The organism is Cyanobium gracile UHCC 0281 (assembly GCF_034931305.1).
Taxonomy (GTDB): domain Bacteria; phylum Cyanobacteriota; class Cyanobacteriia; order PCC-6307; family Cyanobiaceae; genus Cyanobium; species Cyanobium gracile_A.
The window spans coordinates 1-24,562 of sequence record NZ_JAYGHY010000017.1; the positions used below are offsets into that span (position 1 = coordinate 1).

The following is a 24,562-nucleotide window of genomic DNA, read 5'->3' on the forward strand; positions in this document are numbered from 1 at the left end:
GACGTGCTCAACCGTGCCGGCCTGGGCATGGAAGTGATGCACGAGCGCAATGCGCACAACTTCCCGCTCGACCTGGCGGCTGCCAGCGCCACCCCTGTGGCCCTGACCGCCCCGGCCATCGGCTGATTCGGTTGATTCTCAACTCCCTATGCCCCCTGCTTCGGCAGGGGGCTTTTTCATGGCGACCCTGCTTCCGCGGAAAAGGTGATGTTTGATCGGGCACCGGTGGACTATCTGGCCTATTCCCAGTACACGGCGAATCAACGCTCAACAGATATCGATGATGCCTTTGTCCTTGCGATGGTTCCTGCCGTAAGAGAGGCCCTTGATCGTCTGGATATTTTGGCTTTTGTGCCCCAATCCGACAGCTGGCCAATTGGGTTGGAAGACGATGGCATCCGCCCGGTGGCCCACCCCTACCGGGCCGACGTCGATACTATTTTCAAGCAGATTTATCGTGACAATCGTTTCAATATTCTGCCGCAACTGAATCCACCGCTGTTGATTGAACTGGTGGGCCCGCCAGAAGTGCGCCTCCTGCAGTTGTCCCGTGCCGTCGAGCAGCGTGATGGATGGCTGAGGCTGGATCCTTCGGCCCCTGAGCGTGTCTGAACCGAGGGCTCGGTGATCAGCACATCAGCCTGCTCAGGGAGTCCAGGGACAGCGCCGTACTCAAGGATCAGGAGACGACGTTATTGATTCCCTGGATGTCCAGAGTCCCCTGACACACCACGCAGGGGGCATCGTCGCCGACGTCTCGAGGGTTGACGAACACCGACAGCTTTGCGGTCAGGCTGAGGCTGAGGGAGACACCGACAGGGACATGCCCCCGAGTTGCCGTGATCGGTTTGTCGTCATGAAAGGCAAGATTGTCCGCACGCCGGTTGGTTCAGCTGAAGAGCTTCAGCATGGACTTTGGTGTCAGGGTCGTGCTGATGAAGGATAGGCCAAGGTAGGTGTTGAAGCCGGTATCCCTGACCCAGATTACTTTGGATCGGATGCTGATCGTCGAGCCGGAGTCGTAATTGCGTGCTTCGAAAATAATCGTGTCGTCTTCTTTGATATCCAGCGTTCCCTGGCGCACCACGCAGGCACCCGTCTTGCTGATGTCGCGGAGGTTGACGAACAGCGATTGCTTGGTGGGCAGGGTCACACTGACAGAGATTCCCAAGGGGACATGGTGGCGAGTCGCCCCTCGTCTCGCTTCCGGATGTGAATCTTGAGACATGGAATCGTCAGCCTCTCGCTCCGTCGATCGGAGCATGCCAATCGCGTCATTTTGGTGCGTCTTCACCTCTTTGGCCATGCCTGCCGGGCTTCATCCGGTCGCCATCCGGGGCTGGGGTTTGCCCGGAGAGGGGATCGGCTATGGTGGTCGGATCTGGCAGAAGCCGGCGAACCTGTTGTTCGCCTTCGCCGGAACCAGCACCGAGCCGCCCCGCGCTTCCTGGGGACGGTCCACCAGGTCCAGCAATGGCTGCCGTGTGCGATTCCCCGCGTGGGAACGGCAGCACCCCGGTGCGAGATCCATATCCCTTGTGTCCTTTTCCATGAACACCCTCTCCAGGCGTCCGTCGCCTTCAACCCGCCCCAGTGCCTCCCCCGCCGTCTTCGGCCGTGGTACCGCCTATCCCAGCTGCCTTCTGGCGGCCAGGCCGCCGCGCCACGACCCGTCCCAGCACCCCCTCACCTGGGAGGAACTGCTCGGTCGTCGCTGACGTTGTTTCCGTTTCAGACCAGAAAAAACCCGTCCCGGCTTGGCCGCGACGGGCAGGCGTCAGTCGGAGTGCCGGGAAAGCCGGCGCTCAGTCATCGTTGTCCCAGCCTCGGCGCTTCTCCGTCCCGTAGGCGCGGCCGGGAGGTGTCACCACCACCCGCTTGGCGCTCTGCCGCGAGGCGCGCCATTGATCACGGGCCTGCTGGGCCTGGGCCGCCCGCACCCGCGGGGCGTAGACGTTGCGGTACCAGTCATCACGGACGAACTGGACCGGCACGTTGCAGGCCCGGTACAAGCCGCAGTAGCGGCTCCAGTTCCGGGTCTCGTTGAGGGGCACCCGCAGGTAGATCGGTTGGAGGGAGGCCTTCCTCCAGCGGTCGCTTCCCTTGGCGAGGTTCACGATCACCGGTCTGCGGCCGTAGACCGCCGGTGGGGCGAGGTTGCCGATGCTGATCGGGCCGTAGTAGCCGGGTTGGCCCAGTTGCAGGTTGAGGGACGTCTGGGCCTGGACCGGGGCGTAGACGATGCCGGCGCCACAGACTGCCACCAGGGCGGCATGGAGCAGGCGGGATGAACGGCTGATCATGGGTGAAGTTCCGTTGCCCCATCAGGAAAACCCCGCCGCATGACTCACCGCTTACCGGGGTGGGGGCCATCTGTGACCGGACATGACCGGCCTGGCTCGGTCCCGTGGATTCTGGCCAGCGCATGGGCGGCGCGCACCACCAGGGTGTGCCGCTCCACCAGGGCCGCCAGGTCGTCGTAGCCGCCGCCGATGACGGTGGCCACCGGGATGTGGCGGCGCAGGGCGGCGTCGATGACCATCCAGTCGCGCCTGTAGAGGCCGTCATCGCTCAGCTGCAGCCGGCCGAGGCGGTCGTCGCGGTGCGGATCGACGCCGGCGTTGTAGAGCACCAGATCGGGCCGGATCTGCGCCAGCAGGTCGGGCAGGGTTCGCCCCAGGGCCTGGAGATAGACGTCGTCCGCCACGCCGTCCTCCAGGGCCAGGTCACGGTCGCTCACCTGTTTGTGCAGAGGGAAATTGCTGGCCCCATGCATCGAGAAGGTGAACACCCGGGGGTCGCCGGCGAAGATCGCGGCTGTTCCGTCCCCCTGGTGCACGTCGAGATCCACCACCAGCACCTGCCGTACCCGGCCCTCGGCGAGCAGCACCCGGGCCGCCACGGCGAGGTCGTTGAAGATGCAGAAGCCACTGCCATGCAGCGGGAAGGCGTGGTGGGTGCCGCCCGCCAGATGGCAGGCCAGGCCGTGGCGAAGGGCCAGCCGGGCCGTCAGCACGGTTCCCCCCACCGCCAGCCAGCTGCGTCGCACCAGGGGCCAGGACACGGGCAGTCCGATGCGGCGCAGCTCCTGCCTGCTGAGCCGACCACGGGCGAAGGCCTCGTGGTAGCTGCGGCCATGCACCAGCTCCAGCCAGCGGCGCGGCACCGGCAGGGGCTGGTGGATCTGCCCGGGGCGGGCCAGTTCGAGCTGCTCGAGACGCTCCTTCAGCAGCCGGAACTTCTGCATCGGGAAGCGGTGGCCGTCGGGCAAGGGGACCGAATAGGCCGGGTGATACACCAGTGGCAGGCCCATCAGTCGGCAGCCAGGGGTTCCAGCAGGCCATAGGGGGAATAGCGGCGCTCGATCCGGCCGCACACGTTGGCGTCCACCTGCCAGCTGAGCGTCACCTGCACGGGCCCCGGCTGGCCGGGCTGATGAACGATCAGCACCTCCACGTTGCTGTCCAGGCTCCAGCGGGTGGCGGTGGCACCGTCCGCCTCGATGGTCTCCAGGCTGGCGACCAACGGCGCATCGGGGCCGGCATCTGTGACGCCCGGCCGCCATTCCCTGGCGTAGGTGAGGCTCTCGAGGCTGTCCACGCCATGGCGCAGCACGATGCGGCGGCGGCGGTTGCCATGGGCGACGCAGAGCTCGGCGATCCAGGGCCAGGGACCGGTGCGATCGATGCCCAGGCTCCAGTGGCCGGCAGCGCTGATCTGCATGGCCGCCGGCGGTTCGCGGAAGCGCATCGGCACCGTGCGCCCGGAGTTGAGGTAGGTGAGGGCGGCCTCGATCGTGCCGTCCTGGTCGGTGACCATCAGGCGGGTGGGGAACCGGTCGATCTCGCGGCCGTCGGGGCCCAGGCGGGCGAACAGGCCCTGCCAGCAGCCGCCGTTCACCTCCAGCAACCTCTGGCGTGGTGGGGCGCTCAACGTCATGGCAGGCAGGGGAACGGCCCCCAGCATGGCGAAACCAACCCGGCCAGCGGGGCGGCTCAGCCGCCGCTCAGGGGTTGGGGTTGCTGCCTGGGGGGCGCCGGCAGACGGGTGCTCACCAGAGCGGCCAGGCCCACCAGGAGGGCGGAGCTCCACAGGCAGGCCTGCAGGCCTCCGACCAGGAACAGGGCGCCCGAGAGAACCGTGCCGAGCAGGCGGCCACCGGCATTGGCCATGTAATAGAAGCCGACGTTCATGCTCACCGATTCGGCATCGGTGTAGGCCAGGATCATGTAGCTGTGGATCGATGAATTCATGGCGAACACCACACCGAAGGCGGCCAGTCCCACCACCACCGCCACACCGGGATGCCCCACCTCACGCCAGAGGGCGATGGCGATCAGGGCCGGAATGGCGGTGAGCAGCCCGCTCCAGAAAGTCACGGCGGAGACCCCCGGCGGAGCGCTCTGGCCCCAGCTGCGCCGCAGGGCCGGAGCCGACCCCTGCACCACGCCGTAGCCCATCACCCACAGGCCCATGAAGCCGCCCACCTCCCAGTAGCGCCAGCCGAGCGTGGTCTGCAGGAACACCGGCAGGGCCACCACGAACCACACATCCCTGGCGCCGAAAAGAAAGAACCGGGCCAGCGAGATCACATTGATGCCGCGGGACTTGGAAAACAACGCCGTGAAGGCGGGCTTTTCCTTCATCCGGCCGATCTCCCCAGGCAGCACCAGTGTGAGCAGGAAGGCCAGAAACAATCCGGCCGCCATCGCGCCGACGGCGGCATTGAATCCAATGGTGGTGAGCAGCAGGCCGCCGAGGAAGAACCCCACCCCCTTGAGGGCATTCTTGGAGCCGGTGAGAATCGCCACCCACTGGAACAACTGGGTTTCGCCCTTGCTGTGATCCTCAGGTGTTTCTGGAACCACGGATTTGATGGCACTTTTGGCGCTCATCTTGTTGAGATCCTTGGCGATGCCACTGAGCGCCTGAGCCACCATCACATAGGCCACGCTCCACCATTTCGGCCAGCTGTCGGCGACGGGCACCAGCATCAACAGCGCCCCCACCTGCATCAGGGTGCCGGCCCAGAGGGTGACACGCAGGCCGAAACGGGCCCCCAGCCAACCGCCGTAAAGGTTGGTGAGGATGCCGAAAAATTCGTAGAAAAGAAACAGAAAGGCGATCTCCAGGGTGCTGTAGCCCAGCTCCCGGAAGTGGAACACCACCAGCATGCGCAGGGCGCCGTCGGTGAGGGTGAAGCACCAGTAATTGGCCGTGACGACGCCGTACTGCTGCAGGGCCGTGAGCGAATGGCCGAATCCGGGCAGTTTCATGGCTCGATCACGCCCCCACGGGCCCATCCAGGTCGACCACATGGCAGGCCAGATCCGCCATCCGGCAGCTGTAGCCCCACTCGTTGTCGTACCAGGCGTACACCTTCAACTGGGTGCCGCCCGTCACCATCGTCGAGAGGGCATCCACAATCGAACTGCGGCTGTCATTGAGGTAGTCGACGGACACCAGCGGCCGCTCCTCGTAGCCCAGGATGCCCAGCAGCGGGCCCGCCGCCGCCGCTGCGAAGGCGCCGTTCACCTCCTCCACCGTCACCGGGCGCTCCAGTTCGAACACCGCATCGGTGAGCGAGGCATTCAGCAGGGGCACGCGCACGGCGTGGCCGTTGAGCTTGCCCTGCAGCTCGGGGAAGATCATCCCGATCGCCTTGGCCGACCCGGTGGTGGTGGGAATCAGGCTCTGGGTGCAGGAGCGGGCCCGGCGCAGATCGCTCTTGAAGCTGTCGATCACCACCTGGGTGTTGGTGATGTTGTGCAGGGTGGTGATCGAGCCATGGCGGATGCCGAAGCTCTCGTGCACCACCTTCACCACCGGCGCCAGGCAGTTGGTGGTGCAGGAGGCGGCGGTGAGGATCCGGTGCCGTTCCGGCAGGTAGGTGCGGTGGTTGATGCCGAAGACGATGTTGGGGATGTCGATGCCGTCCAGCTCGCCCTTCACGGGGCAGGCCACGATCACCCGCTGCACGCCGCTCTGGTGCAGGTAGGGGGCGAGGGCCTCGGGGGTCTTGACCTTGCCGCTGCACTCGAGCACCAGCTCTACCCCCGCCGCCTGCCAGGGCACCAGGGCCGGATCACTCCCCCTTGACCAGCCGACGTGGCGCCCCTCGATGGCGAAGCCGCCGCCGTCAACCTCGGCCGCCACCGGCCGGCTCCAGCAGCCGTGCACCGAATCAAATTCCAGCAGGTGGGCAGCCCCGGCGGCGTCCCCGGCGCTGTCATTAACATGAACCAGTTCAATGCCGGGCCGCCCCCAGAGGGCGCGGAACACCAGGCGTCCGATCCGCCCGAAGCCGTTGATGCCGATCCTCACAGCGCCTACCGCGACAGGTTCTCACCCTTGCATCAACCAGAGTTGATTTATTTATGGCCGGGTTAAGGACCGTGGCGGCCCCCCTGGAGGCCGAGGAGGCGCGCCTGCTGCTGCGGGCCCTGGCCGATCCGATCCGTCTGCAGGTGATCGAGGCCCTCGGCGGCGGCGAGCGCTGCGTCTGCGATCTCACCGCCGACCTGGGCCTGGCCCAGTCGAAGCTCTCGTTCCACCTCAAGGTGCTCAGGGAGACGGGCCTGCTGGCCGACCGCCAGAGCGGCCGCTGGGTGTACTACCGCCTGCAACCCGACGCCCTGGAGCGCCTGCGGGCCTGGCTCGCCTCCCTCGCCGCCAGCTGCACCGCCCCGGCCGAACCCTGCGGCTGAAGGTCAGGGCGGCGTCATGCTGGAGCGCAGCACCGGCTCTCCCCATGCTGCGCTTCCTGCTCAACGTTCTCTGGTTCGTGCTCGGGGGCTTCGTGATGGGCCTGGGCTGGTGGCTGGCCGGCCTGGTGGCGGCGGTCACGATCGTGGGGATCCCCTGGGCCCGGGCCTGCTTCGTGATCGGCAATTTCTCCTTCTGGCCGTTCGGCTACGAGGCCGTCAGCCGCCGGGAGCTGACCGGCCGGATGGATTTCGGCACCGGACCGCTGGGACTGGTCGGCAACGTGATCTGGTTCCTGCTGGCCGGATGGTGGCTGGCGATTGGCCATCTCAGCGCAGCGGTGGCCTGTTTCGTGACGATCGTGGGCATCCCCTTCGGCCTCCAGCACATCAAGCTGGCCCTGATCGCCCTGGCCCCAATCGGCCTGCAGGTGGTGCCGGTGCGGCGTTAATCGAGAGCTGGAGCCAGGCCCAGGGCGGCGGCGGCCTGCCGCATCCGCCCGTCGAAGCTGGCCAGGTGGGAGCAGCGGCTGTGCAGGGCGACTGCCAGGTGCAGGGCATCACCGGCGCGCAACCCGAGAGCGGGATCCTGCAGCAGCTCAGCGGCCTGGCGGAAGCGGTCCCGGTCGAGGGAGCGCAGTTCCACTCCGCCTTGCAGCAGGCGCTCCAAATGTTCTCCGGCGGCCCTGCGGGCCTCCGGGCTGAGGCCGTGGTGGCGCTGTTTGATGCCGAGGGCGCTGTGGGTTTCGGTGATCAGCCAGTCGCTGCTGATCAGGTTGTCGCGGCACTGCTCCAGCCACACCAGTGCCCGTGGGCTGAGCGATTCCGGGGTCAGCAGGGCGACCACGACGCTGGTGTCCAGGTAGATCACGGCTGGTCCCCCGGCCTCACCAGCGCTCCTGGCCCCGGCACGTTTCGATCACCGAAGGGGTGAGGGGCATGGTGGCCTGCAGCTGGCGCAGGTCGGCGGCCAGCGCGGAGCGATCCAGTCGTTGCAGGGGCTCCAGGCTCAGCCGGCCGTCGGGTCCAACGACGATTTCGATCGGGTCACCTTCCCGCAGGCCGGCCTGACGCAGGCAGTCGGCGGGGATCCGGATGGCCAGACTGTTCCCCCAGCGGCGGATCGACTGCTGGACGCGCCGGCCGGTTTCCTCCGCTCGTTGACTGGGCTGCACGTGAACGGAATTTGGTTGAGGGGTCTGGGATGGTGCCAAGGCGTCCAGCGCGGCCGGCGCGTTGTAGATACATGACTCTACATCGGTTGGTCGCGCTTCGCGCTCAGGCCCCAACTCGCTTCTGCCAACGCCCCCTGATGGATTCGAACCATCGACCGGCTGCTTAGAAGGCAGCTGCTCTATCCAGCTGAGCTAAGGGAGCACGGAGCGCATTGTGGCAGCGTTCGGTGGCGAGGGCACTCCGGTAGCCACCCGTACAGTGGGCAACCGCGATTGAACCGTTCCATGGCCGCCACCCGGCTCAGCGACAGCCAGAAAACCGAACTGGTTGGGCGCTTCCGGGAGGGTTCCAGCAGCCAGGAGCTGGCGGAGACCTATGGCTGCAGCCCCAACACGGTCATCCGGGTGGTGCGCACGGAGCTGGGGGAAGCGGAGTACGAACGCGTCAAGACCGAGCGCTCCCGGCGTCGCAGCCGGCCGTCGGTGGAGGCGGCCGAGCCCCCCGACGCCCTGCAGACAGCCCTGGAGATCAGCAGCCCCGACCCCAGCCCAGACCCCACCCCGGAACCGGCGGCCCTGGATCCGGCTCCAGCAGCCGCTTTGGAACTCACGGAGGCCATTGCCGCCGAAGAGCCCGCGCCCGCACCGGCTCGCAAGGTCCTGCCCGATCCCCCTCGGCGTCTGTCCGTGCAAGCCCCGGTGAGGGCCGAGGCGGAGGCTGAGGACGGCCCCGCCGTGCTCGCCATCGAGGATGCCGACGATTTCGGTGCCGATGACGACGACCTGCTGACCAGCGACGACAGCGACGACGAGGAGATCAACCCGTTCCAGCCCATCCCCGTGGTGTTGCTCGACGACGGCGCCACGGCCGCTGGCGAGGGGCGGCTCCAGCCCCTGGTGGCCGCCGCCCTGCCTGCCAGCGCCTACATGCTGGTCGACAAGACGGTGGAGCTGCAGGCGCGGCCGCTGAGCGAGTTTCCCGAGCTGGGCCGGCTTCCCGCCGCCGAGCTGGAGCGCCAGGCGCTGGTGGTGTTCCTCAACCCCCGCCAGGCCAAACGCCAGTGCGGCCGCACCCAGCGCGTCATCAAAGTGCCCGACCTCAAGGTGTTCGAGCTCACGGCCCCCTACCTGCTGGCCCAGGGCATCAGCCGGGTGGTGATCGAGGGAGCCCTCTACGCCCTGCCGGGCAGCTGAGGCCTCAGCCCTCGTCGGCGGGGCTGTTTCCGGGCAGCAGCAGCGCCGCGCTGGCGCCACCGCTGATCACCCCCAGCACCAGGGCCACGCCCACGAGGAAGCCGGCCGGCAACGGAGCGCTGCGGGCGAAGCCGAAACGCAGCTGGGGCCGCTCCTCCAGGTTCTGGGCTCCCAGGCAGAGCAGGGCCAGCAGCAGGGTGCCGCCCAGCAGGCTGCCGCACAGGAGGCGCAGGCGCAGGAGCATCACGGCGTTGAAGGAGGAGGGGTGCAGTCTGCCGGTTCCTGGTGCAGCAGGGCATAGAGGGCCCGGCGGCTGTGGCCGCTGCTGAGCGCCAGGCTGCGGGCCGCCTCCCGGTTGCTGAGGCCGCCCTGCACCAGCTCGGCCAGGGCGCGGCGCAGGGCGGTGTCGTCCCAGACGGGGGCCGCCGCCGGTGGGGCACCGCCCAGCACCAGGGTGCATTCCCCCTGGGGCGGGGTGCGTTGGAAGTGCTCCAGGGCCGCCGCCACGCTGGGGCCCACCTGTTCCTCATGGCGCTTGGTCAGTTCCCGGGCCACCTGCAGGGGCCGGTCTCCCAGCACCGCCAGCAGGTCTTCGAGCAGCGCCAGCAGCCGGTGGGGCGCTTCGAACAGCACCATCGTGCGCTCCTCACCGGCCAGGGCCTCCAGCCGCTGGCGCCGGGGGCCGCCCTTCGGCGGCAGGAACCCCTCGAAGCAGAAGCGGCCCGATGGCAGGCCGCTGCTCACCAGGGCGGTGGTGACGGCACTGGGGCCGGGGATGCAGATCACCTGGCGGCCGGCGGCGCGGGCGGCGGCGGCCAGCTCCTGGCCGGGATCGGACACGCCGGGCAGGCCGGCATCGCTGATCAGGGCGATCGCTTCGCCCGCCTCCAGGGCCGCCAGCAGCTGGGGGATGCGGGCCGTCTGGTTGTGCTGGTGGAAGCTCAGCAGGGGCACCCGCAGGCCGAGGTGATGCAGCAGCAGTCCGCTGCGGCGCGTGTCCTCGCAGGCGACCCGGCTGGCCCCCGCCAGCACCCGCCGGGCCCGGGGGGAGAGGTCGTCAAGGTTGCCGATGGGGGTGCCCACCAGATAGAGAACACCGGCGGCGGGTTCCTGCTCCTGCACCGGTTCCTGCACAATGCTTTTTTCCCGCTCCCATGATGCCGTCTCCCTTCGCCCTGCCCGACGGCATCGGCTGTGAACCCTTACTGGCGGAGCTGCGCCGGCTGGCCTGGGGCGCGGCGGACATCCTGCGGGCCTACGCGCGCGGCGAGCAGCCCCCCTTCGGCTTCCCGCCGGCCCTGAGCGTCGACCATGGCGGCGAAGGGCCGGTGTCGGCGGCGGACCTGGCGGTCAACCGTTGGCTGCTGGATGGCCTGGCGGAGGCCTTCCCGGCCGCCGGTTGGACCCTGCTCAGCGAGGAGACCGCCGCCGAGGTGCTGGTGCCGGGCCAGCCGCTGGACGCCGAATGGCTGTGGATCCTCGATCCCCTCGATGGCACCAAGGATTTCCTGCAGGGCACCGGCGAATACGCCGTCCATCTGGCGTTGGTGCACGGCCAGCGGCCCGTGCTGGGGGTGGTGCTGCTGCCGGAGCCGGAGGAGCTCTGGTTCGGGCTGATCGGCGCCGGTGGGACCGGCAGCGGGGCGGGGGAAGCCTGGCGGGAGAACCGGGCCGGTGAGCGCTTCGCGCCTGCCCTGAGCAGCCGTGACGGGGATCTGGTGCTGGTGGCCAGCCGCAACCACCGCGATGATCGCCTGGAGCAGCTGCTGGCCGAGCTGCGGCCCGCCCGCAGCCTGGCGATCGGCAGCGTCGGCGGCAAGGTGGCCACGATCCTGCGGGGGGAGGCCGACCTCTACATCTCGCTCTCGGGCCGCAGTGCCCCCAAGGACTGGGACATGGCCGCCCCGGAAGCGGTGCTGCGCGCCGCCGGTGGCGGCTTCGACCATGCCGATGGCCGGCCGTTGCTGTACAACACCGGCGACGTGCGCCAGGCCGGCTGCCTGATCGCCAGCCACGGACCGGCCCATGCCGAACTCTGCAGCCGGGCGGCGGCGGCGATGGCGGTGATCGATCCAGGCTTTGCGGTCTGAGGGGGAGCCAGCCGATTCAGCAGGCGAGCAGCTCCAGCCCGCAGCTCCTTGCGGCCGCCAGAAGCGTGTTGTCGCGACTGGCTAAGGGGAGTCCGCCACGCATCGCCAGTTCCAGATAAGCGGCGTCGTAGCTGGTGAGGCGGTGCTGCGCCGCCAGGCTGAGCACGTCGTGCCACACGACGTTGGGATTCGCAGGATCGATCTGCAGGTCGAGCTGCACCATCAGGGCGAGGAAGCGGCTCCGATCCGCCGCGGTGATCCGGCCTCGCCGTTCGGCCATCAGCAGCACGTTCCCCAGCTCCCAGAGAAACAGCGCAGGAACGCAGAGTTCGCACTCCGGCAATCGGGCCAGGAGCACCTCCGAAGCCGCCGTGCGCTCGTCCTCAAAACACCAGGAGCACACCGCTGAAACGTCAGGGACGAAGCTCAGCACCTGCGGCCTTCGTCCCGCAATTCACCGATGGAAAGGCCGTTGAGACGCCGGCCCGTTGCGAAGCTGCTCAGACGGGCGATGGCCTCCAGGCGCTGCTCACGCCCATCGGACGCGACCGGAACCAGCCGTGCCAGGGGCCTGCCGTGGCGGGTGATCAGGATCTCCTCGCCGCCGGCCACCTCTTCCAGCAGGCTGGAGAGGTGGGTCTTGGCCTCGAAGGCACCGACGGTCTTCATCGCCCGATTCCAACCAGTTGCCAACCAGTTTAGGGCTGCGGGGGGGGGCTGGCAACAAGCCGGGCCCCCGCAGAGGTCAGACCGCTGCCGGCTCCTGCTGCTCCACGCCCCGCAGGGTCAGGTTGATGCGGCCGCGGTTGTCGATCTCCCGCACCCGCACGGTCACCTGGTCGCCGACGTTGACCACGTCTTCAACCTTCTCGACCCGCGATTCCGACAGCTGGGAGATGTGGATCATCCCCTCCTTGCCGGGCAGGATCTCCACGAAGGCACCGATCGGGATCACCCGGGTGACCGAACCGTTGAACACTTCCCCTTCGCTGACGCGACGGGTGAGGCCCTCGATGATGCGCTGGGCCTCTTCGGCGGCGGCGCCGTCATGGCTGGCGATCGTGACGATGCCGCCGTCCTCGATGTCGATCTTGGTGTTGGTGCGCTCGGTGATGCCCTTGATCGTGCGGCCGCCGGGGCCGATCACGGTGCCGATCAGTTCCGGATCGATGCGGAAGCTGAGCAGGCGCGGGGCATGGGGGGAGAGGGTGTCGCGGGGCTTGTCGATGGCCTCGAGCATCTTGCCGAGGATGTGCAGCCGGGCCGGGCGGGCCTGGTTGATCGCTTCGGCGACGGTCTTGATCGCCAGGCCGCTGATCTTCATGTCCATCTGCAGGGCGGTGATGCCCTTCTCGGTGCCAGCCACCTTGAAGTCCATGTCGCCGAGGAAGTCCTCGATGCCCTGGATGTCGGTGAGGATGCGCACCTCGTCGCCTTCCTTGATCAGACCCATGGCGGCGCCGCTCACGGGGGCGGCCAGGGGCACGCCGGCATCCATCAGGGCCAGGGTGCTGCCGCAGACCGAACCCATCGAGGTGGAGCCGTTGGAGCTGAGGCACTCCGAGACCACGCGCAGCACATAGGGGAAGCTCTCCTTGGAGGGCAACACGGGGATCAGGGCCCGCTCGGCGAGGGCGCCGTGGCCGATCTCCCGCCGACCGGGGGAGCGCATGGGGCGCGTCTCACCCACCGAGTAGGGGGGGAAGTTGTAGTGGTGCAGGTAGGTCTTCTCGCTGATGGGGTTGAGATCGTCCATCTCCTGGGCATCGCTCGGGGTGCCGAGGGTGGCGCAGGAGAGCACCTGGGTGAGCCCACGCTGGAACAGGCCCGAGCCATGCACGCGCTTGGGCAGCACGCTCACGGCCGCCTGAATCGGGCGCACCTCATCGAGGTTGCGGCCATCCACCCGCTTGCCTTCGACAACGATCTGCTGACGCATCAGCTTCTTGGTGAGGCTCTTGTAGGAGTTGCCCAGCAGCTTGCTGTTGCTGCTCACGGCCACCTTGATCGGATCCTCGCCGTTGAGGGCGGCGATCTTCTCGCCCACCTCGGCCTTGATGGCGTCGAGCTTCTCGTCGCGCTCGGCCTTGGTCTGCTCGAAATGCTTGAGCACCTCACTGATGCCACCGGCGCATTCCTTCTCCAGGAAGCTGGGCAGGGCAGGGTCTTCACTGCGCTCTTCGGGCAGCACCTGCTCGATGCCCAGTTCCTTGAGCAGGGCCAGCTGGGCGCGGATCAGCTCGCCCACGGCTTCGTAGCCGAAGTCGATGGCCTCGATCACATCCTGTTCGGGCAGCTGGTTGGCGCCCGCTTCCACCATCACCACGCCGGAGGGGGTGCCGGCCACCACCAGATCCAGTTCACTGCGCTCGATCTCGCGGAAGCTGGGGTTGAGCACGAAGTCGTCACCCAGCAGGCCGACGCGCACGGCGGCCATCGGGCCCATGAAGGGGATCTTGGCCAACAGGGTGGCCATCGAGGCGCCGGTGACGGCGAGCACATCGGGCGGGACCCGCTCATCCAGGGACATGCAGGTGGCGACGATCTGCAGGTCGTCGCGCAGCCAGCCCGGGAACAGGGGCCGCATCGGCCGGTCGATCAGGCGGCAGGTGAGGATGGCGCGCTCGGGGGGGCGGGCCTCACGACGGAAGAAACTGCCGGGGATGCGGCCGGCGGCGTAGAGACGCTCTTCGTAATCGCAGATCAGGGGCAGGAAATCGATGCCGTCCCGGCCTTTCGAGCGGGTGGCGGTGACCAGGATCGACGTATCGCCGCATTCCACCATCACCGAGCCCCCGGCCTGGGGCGCAAATCGGCCGCTGGTCAGCCGGATCTCCCGACCATCGAAGGAGATCGACTGAGTGTGTCCTTGCACTGGGCGTTATGTCCGTTTTGTTGTCACGCACCATTCTCGCATCCACCCCCGCCCGGCCATGAAGAAGGCGCCCTCCAGGGGCGCCTGCTGCGGCTGAGAGCCGTTGCGGCAAGGGGCTGATGCCCCGCTGCTCACCAGCTCGACTTGACCACGCCGGGGAGTTCACCCTTGTGGGCCCGCTCGCGCAGCTGGTTGCGGCAGAGACCGAAATCGCGGTAGAAGCCGCGGGGCTTGCCGGTGGCCCAGCAACGGTTGCGGATGCGGTTGGGGGCGCTGTTGCGGGGCAGCGACTGCAGCTTGCGGTGGATCTCCAGGCGCTCCATCGGATCGCCGGCCGCATCGAAGGCCTCCTTGAGGGCGGCACGGCGCGTCGCGAAACGCTCCACGATCTTGCGGCGCTTGACGTCACGCGCGATCATCGACTTCTTCGCCATGCGGCCGGAGGAGGGGGAAACTTCAGCCTGCCACCTTACCTCTTGGCGCGGCCGGCCTGGGTTCGGGGCCCGGATGGCTGGGACAGAGCTCGGCGAGGCCGCAGCCCTGGCAGCGGGGTTTGCGGGCCACACAGACCGCCCGGCCGTGGAAGATCAGCCGGATCGAAAGGGTTTCCCATTCGGGCCGGGGCACCAGCTTCATCAGGTCGGGTTCGATCCGTTTCGGGTCGGTGTGGCGGGTGAGACCGAGCCGGTTGGACAGCCGCTTCACGTGGGTGTCGACGGTGACGCCGGCGTTGATGCCGAAGGCGTGGGCCAGCACCACGTTGGCGGTCTTGCGGGCCACCCCCGGCAGGGGCAGCAGCTCCTCCATCGAGGCGGGCACGGCGCCGCCGTGGCGTTCCATCAGCAGCCGCGAGGCGGCCACGATGTGTTTGGCCTTGTTGCGGTAGAAGCCGGTGGACTGCACGTAGGGCTCCACCGCCTCGCTCTCGACGGCGGCGGCAGCGGCGGCATCGGGGAAGCGCTCGAACAGGGCCGGTGTCACCTTGTTGACCCGCTCGTCGGTGCACTGGGCCGAGAGCATCGTGGCCACCAGCAGCTCGTACGGGGTGCGCCAGTCGAGGGAGCAGGTGGCGTCGGGATAGAGCACGCCGAGGCGCTCCAGGATCAGCGGCGCCCGAGTGCGGGGGCTGGGGAAGCGGGGCACCTCAGCGGCTGAGCAGCTGCTGAATGGCAGGCAGCTGGCTGGTGTCCTTGACGATCAGCACCACCGAGAGGCCCACCAGGAAGACGAACCCCGACTGCATGAAGGCCATCTGGTAGCGATCGGCCAGGGGCCGACCCCGTACCCCCTCCAGCAGCAGCAGGGCGAACTGGCCGCCGTCGAGCAGGGGCAGGGGCAGGGCATTGAGCACTGCCAGGTTGATCGAGATCAGGGCGGTGAACAGGAACAGGCTGCTGCCCCCCTGGCTGGCCAGGGACGCCCCCATCTCAACGATTTTCACCGGGCCCGACACCTGGGGAGCGGTTTCACCGAAGTGGGTGATCAGGGTGCCGAAGCCCTCCACGGTGCGGCGGGTGAGGGCCACGAAATCGTGGTTGGCCTGCAGGATCGGCTCCAGGGGGCTGGTGGGGGCCCGGAAGGATTCGCTGCCGTTGGGTTGCAGCTGGGCGCCGATGCGGCCGATGCCGCCGCTGTCGGTTGGGGTGAGGGGCAGGGTCACGGTGGTGCCGTGGCGGTCGGCCTGCAGGCGCAGGGTGCGGCCGGGGGCGTCCTTGATGCGGCCCACCAGGGCCATCACGGCCTCCTGGCCGCCGGCCAACGGGGTGCCATCGATCGCCACGATGCGGTCGCCGGGCTGGAGGCCGGAGCCGGCGGCCGCCTGGCCGGGCTGCACGGCGGCCACCACCACGCCGGGGGTGGCGCTGAAGCCGGAGGGGATGCCCAGCACCAGCCCCTGGGCCAGCAGCACGCTCCAGGCCAGCAACAGGTTGGCGATCACGCCGGCGGCGATCACCAGGGCCCGCTGGGCCAGGGGCCGGTTGCGCATCAGGTCGGGATCATCGGCAGGGATGGTGCTGTCCTCCTCGTCGTCGGGGAAGGCCACAAATCCGCCCAGGGGGATAGCCCGCAGGGCGAACAGCACGCCGCGCCGCCGCCGCTCGATCAGGGCCGGACCGAAGCCGATCGAGAAGCCACTGACCCGGATGCCCTGCCAGGTGGCGGCGAAGAAGTGGCCGGCCTCGTGCACCACGATCAGGCCCGCCAGGATCGCCAACGCCGTCAGTACACCCATTCCATTGCCCGGCTCCGTTCCCTTCATTCTGCGGGAACCGCCTCGCCAGCGGGGCAGTGGCACCGGGGCAAACGGGGAATAGCATGAAGCCTTGATGCTGACGTCTGCCTGCATGTCACCGGAACAGACCGAAGGGCAACCGGCTGAAGGCGAAGGGCAACTGGAGGAACTGCGTACCGCGCTGCGCCACATTCTGCCCGCGGGAGTGTCGGCCAGCCTGCGCCTGACCTCCGGCCGCACCATCTACGTGACGGTGGGTGACATCAGCCGCACAGGAGCCTGCGTCGTCCGTCGCGGAGAACTCGAGGTCATCGCGGACGAGGAAGTTCTCCTCGACGTGAGTGATTATGAGCGTAATCAGAGCGTTTCATTACAGGCCCGCGTGAAGTGGATTAAAACCAGGAGCTTCAACACCCTCGTGGGACTCGTTTTCACTGAGGGGCCAGTTTTGCCAGGCACCATGCTCGATCAGTACCTCGACAGGTCGCTGTTGGCCAGGGGAGGAGACGGCTGATCGGTCGTGACCTCTGGCAGACCTGGCACGGGCATCACACCACCATTTCATTCCTTGTGGTCACGGCCCGTGGGGTCGTGAGTTAACGTTGTTAGAAGAAGAGGAAAGGTCTAGGCTGCAATGCCAGGATGATCCTTCCCCTGCGTTGAAGCTTAATTTTGCTTCATTTTGGTTCGCACCGTGACACCTAAGTTTCTTCTCCACCTGCTCTCCGCACGCTCCAAGGGGCGCCGAAGCCAGTCGGGATTTTCAATGCTGGCAGGCATTCTCATCATTCTGGCTCTGGTGGCAGGGACAGTCGGATTAACCGTTCTCACCGCCAATAATCTGCTGGGAAGCCGCAAGCAGGACACCCGCAGCGATGCCCTATCCGTTGCCGAAGCAGGCGCCGACCAGATCATTTCCGTCCTCAACCAGACGGAAAACCGCAAGATGCTGGTTTCCGGTCAGGGAATGAATCAGTGGTCCACGGCCGACTTCACCAGCCCCTGCCGCGATAAAGACAACAACACGCCAGGGGCTCCCACCGCCACGGCCCGCAACTTCGGTGATGGCAAGTTCCGCGATCTGGCGACCTTGGCCGTCAACACCGGCGATCGCCGTTTCGCCCTCAAGTCGGTCACGTTCTCGGCGGGCAAGGAAAGTGCTGCCGACCGGCGCAGCGAATCCATTACCACCACCCCTGCGGGGATCACTACTACCAAGGGAAGCTTCAGTAGTGATCTGATCAATCTGCAGGACCCTCCTGACACCCCCAGCACCAAGTTGCCCGGCTACAACAAGGGGTATATCACCCTCACGGTCGAAAGCCAGGTGCTGAAAAACGGGGTGGTGAAATCCACGGCCACCGTGACACGCGAATTTGAAGTTCTTCCCAAATGCTGTGGGGCCTCGCTGGGTTCCGGTGGCTCTGGCGGCCTTGCGGCCTCCATTGGTTCTGACCCCACCCAATCCTTGGGGGGGGAAAGCCGCTTCTGCGGGGTGGAATTCGGCATGATTGCTGGCCTCAATGGTGGGACTGTCTGGAGCAATGCCGCTAACGACCGCTTCACCAAGCGGGTCTCTTCCACCAAGGTCACCAGCATTCTCAACATCCTCGGCATTGTTGCCAAGGACGGCGATCCGTTTGATCGGGCCTCCAACCGGGTGGTGCCGAACAAGTTTTCCACGGATGTTCCGGACGTTTGCGATCCGGCCCGCTGGTTTGGCAGTTCAAAAGGCTGCAGCTCCTCTTGGATCGGGCTGGCAAATGCCAGCCCCAGCGCCTTCTATGGCACCAAGGACGACATTCTCGGCCTCTCGATTTCAGGCATTCCGATCATCCCCTCGGCCATCACCCTGCCCACGATCGGCAGCGAGGTCACCGCAGGAAAGTATGCGTTTGTCTGGTCTTCAGGTGGTGGCCCTGCCCAGCGCGTCGACCCGAGCATTGATGGCGGCCAGAGGTACCCCACCTTGAACCCATCGGGCAGCGGTGGCTTCCGGTTCCGCTTCCGCACCCGCAACGACACCAACCCGCCACGGATTGAAGTGTGCAACGCCTCGCCCACCACCATCGGTGGCACAGGATTTCCTTGCACGAACACCGACTGGACGACGATCAGCGGCACAGCTGACACTGTCGAAAACCTGGAAGATTTCAAAGGCATGACAGGTGGTTCCACAGCGAGCACCCGCTACAGGTCGGCCTACACCAACTCTACGAAGAATGCCCATCCAAACTGGGTCAACGTCAGCAACTGGCAGTGGTATGCCCTTGACCGAAACAACAATGACACGAATGCTGGCAATGGCCGTGTGCGTCTGGTTTCGACCGGTGGCGGCGACAACAACATTCAAATCGGTGTTGGTGGATCCATGAGTGCGCAGCAGAACGCTATCTGCCGCCCCGCTGACCTCAGTGGCAACCTTGGCCGTGCCACGCTTTCCTTCAATCAGTCGGGCAGTGCACAGGTGGATGCTACCGACGAACTCTGGGTGCAAGTAAGAACCGGTTCCGCCTCCTCCACGGCCCAATGCACCGGCAGCACCGGCACCAACATCACGAACAGTTGGGTCACGGTTGCGAAGTTCCCTGGAGTGAATAGCGGCACCGAGACCAGGGTGGTGAGTCTGGCCGACTATCAAGATTCAGATACCAGGATCAGAATCATCAATGGCACAGCAACCGGCAATAACGAGACCCATTACATTGACGACATCAACCTTCGCCTGAGCGACTGGTGCGAATACTCGGCCTCCTCACCCGCCTCGGCGGCGCCGGGTTTCCATTGCCTCGGCCCGATCTTCAACCTCGACCCTGACTCCTCCAACCTCACCGGTGGTTTCGTCACGATGGATGCCAGCGGTGGCCCTATTTCTTTCTATTACAACCGAACCGATGACTTGCGTGGGTCGTCGTACTCCACGGCCAAGCCTGCCAACGGCAGCAGCCCGCTGATCACCATCGGCTCCTCTGCCGCCATTGAGCTGGTGAAATGCGCAGGCGGCCCGAGCAACACCTGTTCCACCCCGGTGCCCGAAACCGAGGTGGCCCTGGTCGGGGATCCGGACAACCTCAATTTCTTCGGCCGTGATTCCGGCTCCATCCAAGTGGTGCGCTTCGGCATCCTTCCCTCGGGCTCCGGGGGCAGCGCCACAGGCCGCATTGCGGGTGCCTGGTTTTACATGCCCGTGGGCTATTTCGAGATGCGCACCTTCGGCTGTGCGGGCTTCCCCAGCGCCTCCGCCGCCCAGCGGGCGATCTTCAACAGTGATGACGGCTGGATCTTCAGTGGTCGGATCTGGACCCAATCTTTCAAACCCTGTGGCGATGTGCACATCCGTGTGCCACCTTCTTCGGCCTCCAACCTGGGTGCCGTGATCGCTGCCAGCTCCCTGCTGGATGACATCAACTTCGTTCCCTGGGTCGGCGAAGACTGGGTCGCGCGCAGTGTCACCAACTCTCGCCCCTACTGAGCTCTTGAAGCGCACGATCCCCATGGATGCCGAAGGTTTCACGATTGTTGAACCACTGATTCTCTTTGTGGTTCTGCTGATCGTGAGCTCTGGCACGGCTGTGATGATCGACAGCATCAACCGCAACGCCACCAATTCCCGGCTGCAGATCAAGGTCAACGAGGATATTGAATCCGACATCGCCACCGTCCGGGGTGTGGCTGATCGCCTCACCTGCTGCTCCGGCACATGCGTGGTGGCCACCCTCAATGCTTCGGGCCTGGCCACCTTTCCCTCAGTCGATTCAGGTACCGCCACGTCCTCCTGTGCCACCAACAATCCCCGCAGTGGTGCCTTCTTTTTCCCCACCCGTGACGACATCACCACTACTGGGGTCATTGCTCCCACCACCTCGGCCCGCGAACCGGATGCCGTCACGCAGGTGTGCAGCGACAACACCGTGACGTCACCCTTGATGACGCCCCTGCTGACGGCCGTGAATGCCCTTCCCAATCCACCGGCCGGACAGAACTTCTCTCGAGCCGCTGCCATTCAGCAGGGCAAGGTGTTGCGTGTTACCTATACCGATACGATCAATTCAACGGTGGCCCGCGTGGTCAACATCGTTCCGCCGATGGCCAATTTCTGCACATGATCTCCTCCCGCCCCCACCACCCTTCTGGCCATCCACAGACCAGCGCCAAAGCTTTCGGATTCTCCACGATGGAGTTGATGGTCACCGTAGCGGTGCTCGGAATCGTGGCGGCGGTGGTGATCCCGGCAAACCAGGTGCAGTGGCGGCGAGAGCGGACCAATGCCGCCGCCCTCGAACTCACCTCCTGGCTGGAGGTGATCGCCCGTACTCCCGACCAGACCGGCACAACGTGCGACGTCACGATCACCACGGGCAACAACCGCGCGGCCGGTGCAACGCTGGCCACGGTGACCCCGAACACGTGCGCACCCGAAAGCACCCTCAGATTGCCGGGGTCCGTGCTTGGTGCTTCCACCTACAACGTGGGGGCCTCGACCACCACGTTCAGCTTCACTCCCCGTGGGGCCGTCTCCCCCACCAACATCCAGGTGCGATTCAGCATCGACGGCCTCGAACCGGTGCGCTGCGTGCAGCTCACGGGCCTGCTGGGGCTACCGCGCCTGGGGAGCAACAACGCCAGCGGGAATGTCTCCACCGCCTGTGCCGCCAGCGAGTTCAACCGAGCATGACCATGACCCGTCGATCCCTTGCCTCTGCCGCCGGGTTCACCCTGGTGGAACTCCTGGTGGGGGTGGTCATCGGCGGCATCGCCCTGGCGGCCCTCGCCTCGGTGGCCGTGGGCCACATCCGCGTCACCGGTCGGGTGACTTGGAACACCCAGGTGCAGCGGGACATCGGCAAGATCAACAGCTTCATGGCGGTGGAAACCCGCGAGGCCTGCGCCTTCACCGCCGATGCCTCGGCCCCGGCGAACTGGGCCACTTCACCGATGCCCACCCCATCCCCCTGCACCACAGCTTGCAGCACCACCGCCGGCCCCACCACCGGCACGCAGCTGCGGATGCTGGTGCCTCTGAACACCGGTGTGAATGCGGCGCCGATCCCGAGGGTGATCCGCTATTACACCGCCTTGAACGCCACAACCGGCCGCACCGAACTGCTACGGGATGGGCCTGCAATCCTCGCGGATGGACGGCTCGATAGTTCCACCAATCAGACTGGCGCCATGCTGATCGATGGGGTCAACACCTTCACCCCCACCGTCTCGGCCGATTGCCGCACGGTCAATCTCCAGATGAGCCTCGATGTTCCCAATGGTGGTGGTACCACCCCTGTTGAAACGATCACGCTCACCTCCGGTGTGCGGATGTTTTCCTAGGGCACCTGCATGGGCTGGGACCACGGGTATTACTCCCACTCCACCTACACCAGTGGTTTTTTCCGGGAACTTGCTCCCAGCTGGCTGGATTTCGCTGGCCTGATCAAGGGTCATTGCCCCCCTCGCGGCGAAGAAGGCCAGCCCTTTCACTATCTCGAGCTGGGCTGCGGCATGGGCTTCGGCCTTTGCCTGCTGGCGGCGTTGCATCCGGAGGGCGTTTTCCTCGGCATCGACTTCAACCCCGACCACATCAGCCATGCCGAGGGGCTCTGCCGCCGACTGGGGCTGACCAATGTGCGCTTTCTTGAGGCCGATTTCCTGGCCCTTGCGGAAGATCTCTCTCCTCTGGGGCCGCGGCCGGCGTTCGGCGGCGGCTTCCACTACGTGGCCGCCCATGGCATCGCCACCTGGGTGAGCGAGCCGGTGCAGCAGGCCCTGCTCGCTGTGGCTTCAGCTGCCCTGAGGCCGGCAGGGCTGTTCTACTGCTCCTACAACACCCACCCGGGCTGGTTGGGGCGCACCACCTTCCAGAAGCTCTACGCCCTGGAGCGCAGTCGGGCCGACCCCGCGGATCCTCGGGCACCCCTGCGTCGTGCCATCGCTGGCCTGAAAGTCCTGCTTGGCAACGACCAGCAGCCCTCTGCCCTCAGGCATGCCTTTCCCAGGCTGGAGGACGATCTCGCCGGCCTCGATCCCGAGCAGTTCGATTACCTCTGCGGAGAGTTCGCCAATGAGGGCTGGCAGCCGCTCTATGTGGCCGACATGCACCAGCGTTGCCAGGCCCACAAGCTGCATCCCCTCGGCACCGCCACCCTGCCCGAGGCCTTTGAGCAGTTGCTGGCCCCGTCGCTGCAGGGCCCGATCTTCGCGGAGGTCAATCCCCTGGTGCGACAGACCATGATCGATCTGGCCACCCACAAGTCGTTTCGCCGGGATGTTTTCGTCAAGGGGCTCGACCCCTTAACGCTCCAAGACGCGGAGCTGCGGATCGGTGCACTGACCCTGCGGCCGCTGCAACTCCCGCCAGCCCCTGCTGAGGGGGAGGAACCCTTTACCTTCGGCACCAGCTTCGGCCAGGTTCAGGGTGATCCGGCCGTCTATGGCCCGATTGCCGAACGGCTGGCGGCAGGAGCCTGCACGGTTGCCGAGCTGCAGGAGCACAGTGGACAGTCGGCCGGGGAATTGCTGATGATCCTGGCCCTGTTCCTGGATGCCGGCTGGATCGGCTTCGACCGTGCTCGCCTAGCCAATGGAGGCAAGCTGCAGTCTCAGGCCCAGCGCTGCAACGGCGTGCTGATGGAGCTGATCGCCGGGGGGCGGCCCTATGCCTCGCTTCTGCTTCCGGAGATTGGTTCGGCCTGGCCCATCACCCTTGTCGATGTACTGATTTACAAAGCCATGGCGGATGGTCTTGAAGACCCGATGCTCAGCACCTGCGTCCTGATGGGGCTCGAGCAGATGGGTGTCCGCCTTCTGGCCTCCGATAAGAGCCCCATCAGTGATCCTGAAGCCCAGTTGACCAGGTTGGAGACGCTCTTCAGCGACTTCCGGGACCGACGCTTACCTACCTTGCAGCGCCTCGGGGCCCTGCCTACGCCGAAGCCGCGGCGGCGCTGATCCGCTCCGCTCCGAAGTAGGGCACCAGGGCCTTGGGCAGGAGCACGCTGCCGTCCGCCTGCTGGCCCGCTTCCAGCAGGGCGGCCATGGTGCGGCCCACGGCCAGGCCGCTGCCGTTGAGGGTGTGCAGCAGGCGGGTCTGCCTGCCGTCGCGGAAGCGGATCGAGGCCCGCCGGGCCTGGAAATCGCCGCAGGTGCTGCAGCTGGAGATTTCCCGGTAGGTGCCGGCCCCCGCCAGCCACACCTCCAGGTCGTAGGTGCGGGCGGCGGAGAAGCCCAGATCGCCGGTGCACAGCTCGATGCGGCGGTAGGGCAGCTCCAGGGCCTCGAGGATCGCCTCGGCATCACCGGTGAGCTGCTCGTGGGCCGCGTCCGAGTCCTCGGGGCGGCAGAACCAGTAGAGCTCCACCTTGTTGAACTGGTGCAGGCGGATCAACCCCCGGGTGTCGCGGCCGTAGGAGCCGGCCTCGCGGCGGAAGCAGGGGGTGTAGGCGGCGTACTTCAGCGGCAACTGCTCGGCGCTGAGCACCTCACCGCGGTGCAGGGACGTGACCGGCACCTCGGCGGTGGGGGTGAGCCAGAGGTCGTCCTCGGCGCAGCGGAAGCTTTCGTCGGCGAACTTGGGCAGCTGGCCGGAGGCGGTGAGGCTGGCGGTGTTCACCAGGATCGGCGGCAGCACCTCGGTGTAGCCCCGCCCGGCATGGCGATCGAGCATGAAGCTGATCAGGGCCCGCTCCAGCCGGGCCCCCTGGCCCAGCAACGTCACGAAGCGGCTCTGGGCGATGCGCACCGAGCGCTCGGTGTCGACGATGCCCAGCCGCTCGGCGATCTGCCAGTGCTCCTGCAGCTCCTCGCCGTCTGCGGCGACGCGCGGGGTGCCCCAGCGCTTCACCTCGACGTTGTCGGCCTCGCTGCGGCCGCTGGGGCAGAGGGGCGACGGCAGGTTGGGCAGCACCATCAGCTGCTGCTGCAGCTGGGTCTCGATCCCCTTCTCGCGCTCCTCCAGCTCCCCCACCTGCTGCTTGATGCTGTTGCCCCGGGCCCTGAGCTCCTTCACTTCCTCCCCGCCCGCGGCGGCGCCGGCCCGGATCCGCTCGCCCACCGCACGGCCGACGCGGTTGCCTTCCGCCTGCAGCTCACTGCGCTGCTGTTCCAGGTCGCGCGCCTCCAGCGCCAGTTGCTGCAGGTTCGAGAGGTCGGTGGCCAGGCCGCGCCGCGCCAGGGGGGCGGTGATCAGCGTCGGGTCGTTGCGCAGCAGGCGCTGATCCAGCACAGGGAGGGCCCAATATCTGCCAGGCAGCCTACGGACCGGGCGTTCCAGATCTGAAGCCAAGATCCGGTCGCCCCTG

Annotated in this window: 29 protein-coding genes, 1 tRNA gene and 1 pseudogene; 13 read left to right on the top strand and 18 right to left on the bottom strand. The window is 66.7% G+C overall.

Annotated elements, in window-relative coordinates:
- Positions 1 to 126 (top strand): annotated as a pseudogene (locus VB739_RS07105) (photosystem II q(b) protein); the annotation flags it as partial.
- 99 nt (positions 127 to 225) lie between these two features.
- Positions 226 to 612 (top strand): hypothetical protein, encoded by a 387-nt coding sequence (locus VB739_RS07110; protein ID WP_323356400.1) that lies wholly within the window; start codon positions 226 to 228, stop codon positions 610 to 612.
- Positions 613 to 889: 277 nt separating this feature from the next.
- On the opposite strand, the gene VB739_RS07115 is transcribed toward VB739_RS07110, so the two are convergent.
- Positions 890 to 1,306 (bottom strand): PilZ domain-containing protein, encoded by a 417-nt coding sequence (locus VB739_RS07115; protein WP_323356401.1) that lies wholly within the window; start codon positions 1,304 to 1,306, stop codon positions 890 to 892.
- A gap of 244 nt (positions 1,307 to 1,550) precedes the next feature.
- Here VB739_RS07115 and VB739_RS07120 point away from each other — a divergent pair, with 244 nt between their 5' ends.
- Positions 1,551 to 1,718, top strand: coding sequence for a hypothetical protein (locus tag VB739_RS07120; RefSeq protein ID WP_323356402.1), 168 nt, complete (start codon positions 1,551 to 1,553; stop codon positions 1,716 to 1,718).
- Positions 1,719 to 1,805: 87 nt separating this feature from the next.
- Here the strand turns inward: VB739_RS07120 and VB739_RS07125 are convergent, their stop codons facing one another.
- The 5 genes from VB739_RS07125 to VB739_RS07145 are packed head-to-tail and all read right to left on the bottom strand — an operon-like array spanning position 1,806 to position 6,324.
- On the bottom strand, positions 1,806 to 2,303 hold the full coding sequence (locus VB739_RS07125) for a hypothetical protein (RefSeq protein ID WP_323356403.1): 498 nt from the start codon (positions 2,301 to 2,303) through the stop codon (positions 1,806 to 1,808).
- Positions 2,304 to 2,347: 44 nt separating this feature from the next.
- The gene (locus VB739_RS07130; RefSeq protein ID WP_323356404.1) at positions 2,348 to 3,313 is read right to left on the bottom strand and encodes a histone deacetylase; all 966 of its coding nucleotides are present in this window, start codon (positions 3,311 to 3,313) and stop codon (positions 2,348 to 2,350) included.
- Complete coding sequence (locus VB739_RS07135) at positions 3,313 to 3,939, bottom strand: DUF3598 family protein (protein ID WP_323356405.1); 627 nt, start codon at positions 3,937 to 3,939, stop codon at positions 3,313 to 3,315. The genes VB739_RS07130 and VB739_RS07135 overlap by 1 nt, the downstream gene beginning before the upstream one ends.
- A gap of 56 nt (positions 3,940 to 3,995) precedes the next feature.
- Positions 3,996 to 5,276, bottom strand: coding sequence for an organoarsenical effux MFS transporter ArsJ (gene arsJ / locus VB739_RS07140; protein ID WP_323356406.1), 1,281 nt, complete (start codon positions 5,274 to 5,276; stop codon positions 3,996 to 3,998).
- Between the two features lie 7 nt (positions 5,277 to 5,283).
- Positions 5,284 to 6,324: an ArsJ-associated glyceraldehyde-3-phosphate dehydrogenase gene (locus tag VB739_RS07145; RefSeq protein WP_323356407.1), complete on the bottom strand. Its 1,041-nt coding sequence runs from the start codon at positions 6,322 to 6,324 to the stop codon at positions 5,284 to 5,286.
- 53 nt (positions 6,325 to 6,377) lie between these two features.
- Between VB739_RS07145 and VB739_RS07150 the strand changes: the two genes are divergently transcribed.
- The gene (locus tag VB739_RS07150) at positions 6,378 to 6,707 is read left to right on the top strand and encodes a metalloregulator ArsR/SmtB family transcription factor (protein ID WP_323356408.1); all 330 of its coding nucleotides are present in this window, start codon (positions 6,378 to 6,380) and stop codon (positions 6,705 to 6,707) included.
- Between the two features lie 44 nt (positions 6,708 to 6,751).
- The gene (locus VB739_RS07155) at positions 6,752 to 7,156 is read left to right on the top strand and encodes a YccF domain-containing protein (RefSeq protein WP_323356409.1); all 405 of its coding nucleotides are present in this window, start codon (positions 6,752 to 6,754) and stop codon (positions 7,154 to 7,156) included.
- Here the strand turns inward: VB739_RS07155 and VB739_RS07160 are convergent.
- The 3 genes from VB739_RS07160 to VB739_RS07170 all read right to left on the bottom strand — a co-directional run bounded on the left by VB739_RS07160 (position 7,153) and on the right by VB739_RS07170 (position 8,081).
- A complete protein-coding gene (locus tag VB739_RS07160; RefSeq protein WP_323356410.1) occupies positions 7,153 to 7,575 on the bottom strand; it encodes a type II toxin-antitoxin system VapC family toxin in 423 nt (140 codons plus the stop codon). The two genes, VB739_RS07155 and VB739_RS07160, sit on opposite strands and share 4 nt — an antisense overlap.
- A gap of 16 nt (positions 7,576 to 7,591) precedes the next feature.
- Complete coding sequence (locus VB739_RS07165; RefSeq protein WP_323356411.1) at positions 7,592 to 7,879, bottom strand: AbrB/MazE/SpoVT family DNA-binding domain-containing protein; 288 nt, start codon at positions 7,877 to 7,879, stop codon at positions 7,592 to 7,594.
- Positions 7,880 to 8,007: 128 nt separating this feature from the next.
- A tRNA-Arg gene (locus tag VB739_RS07170) sits at positions 8,008 to 8,081 on the bottom strand.
- An 83-nt stretch (positions 8,082 to 8,164) separates the two neighbouring features.
- On the opposite strand from VB739_RS07170, the gene VB739_RS07175 reads away from it, so the two are divergent.
- Positions 8,165 to 9,073: a hypothetical protein gene (locus VB739_RS07175; RefSeq protein WP_323356412.1), complete on the top strand. Its 909-nt coding sequence runs from the start codon at positions 8,165 to 8,167 to the stop codon at positions 9,071 to 9,073.
- A gap of 4 nt (positions 9,074 to 9,077) precedes the next feature.
- Here VB739_RS07175 and VB739_RS07180 read toward each other — a convergent pair whose 3' ends face one another.
- Together VB739_RS07180 and rsmI are read right to left on the bottom strand one after the other, a co-directional pair.
- On the bottom strand, positions 9,078 to 9,317 hold the full coding sequence (locus tag VB739_RS07180) for a hypothetical protein (protein ID WP_323356413.1): 240 nt from the start codon (positions 9,315 to 9,317) through the stop codon (positions 9,078 to 9,080).
- Entirely contained in the window at positions 9,317 to 10,207 is an 891-nt protein-coding gene (rsmI, locus tag VB739_RS07185) for a 16S rRNA (cytidine(1402)-2'-O)-methyltransferase (protein ID WP_323356414.1), read from the bottom strand. Before rsmI ends, VB739_RS07180 begins: the two co-directional genes overlap by 1 nt.
- Positions 10,208 to 10,227: 20 nt before the next feature.
- On the opposite strand from rsmI, the gene VB739_RS07190 reads away from it, so the two are divergent.
- A complete protein-coding gene (locus VB739_RS07190; protein ID WP_323356415.1) occupies positions 10,228 to 11,163 on the top strand; it encodes a 3'(2'),5'-bisphosphate nucleotidase CysQ in 936 nt (311 codons plus the stop codon).
- Between the two features lie 16 nt (positions 11,164 to 11,179).
- Here VB739_RS07190 and VB739_RS07195 read toward each other — a convergent pair whose 3' ends face one another.
- The 6 genes from VB739_RS07195 to rseP all read right to left on the bottom strand — a co-directional run bounded on the left by VB739_RS07195 (position 11,180) and on the right by rseP (position 16,271).
- Positions 11,180 to 11,596 (bottom strand): type II toxin-antitoxin system VapC family toxin, encoded by a 417-nt coding sequence (locus tag VB739_RS07195; RefSeq protein WP_323356416.1) that lies wholly within the window; start codon positions 11,594 to 11,596, stop codon positions 11,180 to 11,182.
- Positions 11,590 to 11,832, bottom strand: coding sequence for a type II toxin-antitoxin system prevent-host-death family antitoxin (locus VB739_RS07200; RefSeq protein ID WP_323356417.1), 243 nt, complete (start codon positions 11,830 to 11,832; stop codon positions 11,590 to 11,592). Before VB739_RS07200 ends, VB739_RS07195 begins: the two co-directional genes overlap by 7 nt.
- Before the next feature lie 76 nt (positions 11,833 to 11,908).
- Positions 11,909 to 14,038: a polyribonucleotide nucleotidyltransferase gene (locus VB739_RS07205; protein WP_323356418.1), complete on the bottom strand. Its 2,130-nt coding sequence runs from the start codon at positions 14,036 to 14,038 to the stop codon at positions 11,909 to 11,911.
- Positions 14,039 to 14,169: 131 nt separating this feature from the next.
- Positions 14,170 to 14,472 (bottom strand): 30S ribosomal protein S14, encoded by a 303-nt coding sequence (gene rpsN / locus VB739_RS07210; protein WP_254954972.1) that lies wholly within the window; start codon positions 14,470 to 14,472, stop codon positions 14,170 to 14,172.
- 22 nt (positions 14,473 to 14,494) lie between these two features.
- Complete coding sequence (gene nth, locus VB739_RS07215) at positions 14,495 to 15,181, bottom strand: endonuclease III (protein ID WP_323356419.1); 687 nt, start codon at positions 15,179 to 15,181, stop codon at positions 14,495 to 14,497.
- Position 15,182: 1 nt separating this feature from the next.
- Complete coding sequence (gene rseP, locus VB739_RS07220) at positions 15,183 to 16,271, bottom strand: RIP metalloprotease RseP (protein ID WP_323356420.1); 1,089 nt, start codon at positions 16,269 to 16,271, stop codon at positions 15,183 to 15,185.
- 94 nt (positions 16,272 to 16,365) lie between these two features.
- Between rseP and VB739_RS07225 the strand changes: the two genes are divergently transcribed.
- From VB739_RS07225 to VB739_RS07250, 6 genes are all read left to right on the top strand, one after another.
- Positions 16,366 to 16,785 carry a PilZ domain-containing protein gene (locus VB739_RS07225; RefSeq protein ID WP_323356421.1) on the top strand — a complete coding sequence of 140 codons (420 nt, stop codon included), beginning with the start codon at positions 16,366 to 16,368 and terminating at the stop codon, positions 16,783 to 16,785.
- Between the two features lie 180 nt (positions 16,786 to 16,965).
- Positions 16,966 to 19,743, top strand: coding sequence for a hypothetical protein (locus VB739_RS07230; protein WP_323356422.1), 2,778 nt, complete (start codon positions 16,966 to 16,968; stop codon positions 19,741 to 19,743).
- Between the two features lie 4 nt (positions 19,744 to 19,747).
- Positions 19,748 to 20,377, top strand: coding sequence for a hypothetical protein (locus tag VB739_RS07235; protein WP_323356423.1), 630 nt, complete (start codon positions 19,748 to 19,750; stop codon positions 20,375 to 20,377).
- Positions 20,378 to 20,454: 77 nt separating this feature from the next.
- Positions 20,455 to 20,946: a hypothetical protein gene (locus VB739_RS07240; RefSeq protein WP_323356424.1), complete on the top strand. Its 492-nt coding sequence runs from the start codon at positions 20,455 to 20,457 to the stop codon at positions 20,944 to 20,946.
- 2 nt (positions 20,947 to 20,948) lie between these two features.
- Positions 20,949 to 21,596, top strand: a complete 648-nt coding sequence (locus VB739_RS07245) for a prepilin-type N-terminal cleavage/methylation domain-containing protein (protein WP_323356425.1) — start codon at positions 20,949 to 20,951, stop codon at positions 21,594 to 21,596.
- Between the two features lie 9 nt (positions 21,597 to 21,605).
- Entirely contained in the window at positions 21,606 to 23,213 is a 1,608-nt protein-coding gene (locus VB739_RS07250) for a class I SAM-dependent methyltransferase (protein ID WP_323356426.1), read from the top strand.
- On the opposite strand, the gene serS is transcribed toward VB739_RS07250, so the two are convergent.
- Positions 23,188 to 24,486 (bottom strand): serine--tRNA ligase, encoded by a 1,299-nt coding sequence (gene serS, locus VB739_RS07255; protein ID WP_323356427.1) that lies wholly within the window; start codon positions 24,484 to 24,486, stop codon positions 23,188 to 23,190. The genes VB739_RS07250 and serS overlap by 26 nt on opposite strands.
- Positions 24,487 to 24,562 lie beyond the last annotated feature (76 nt).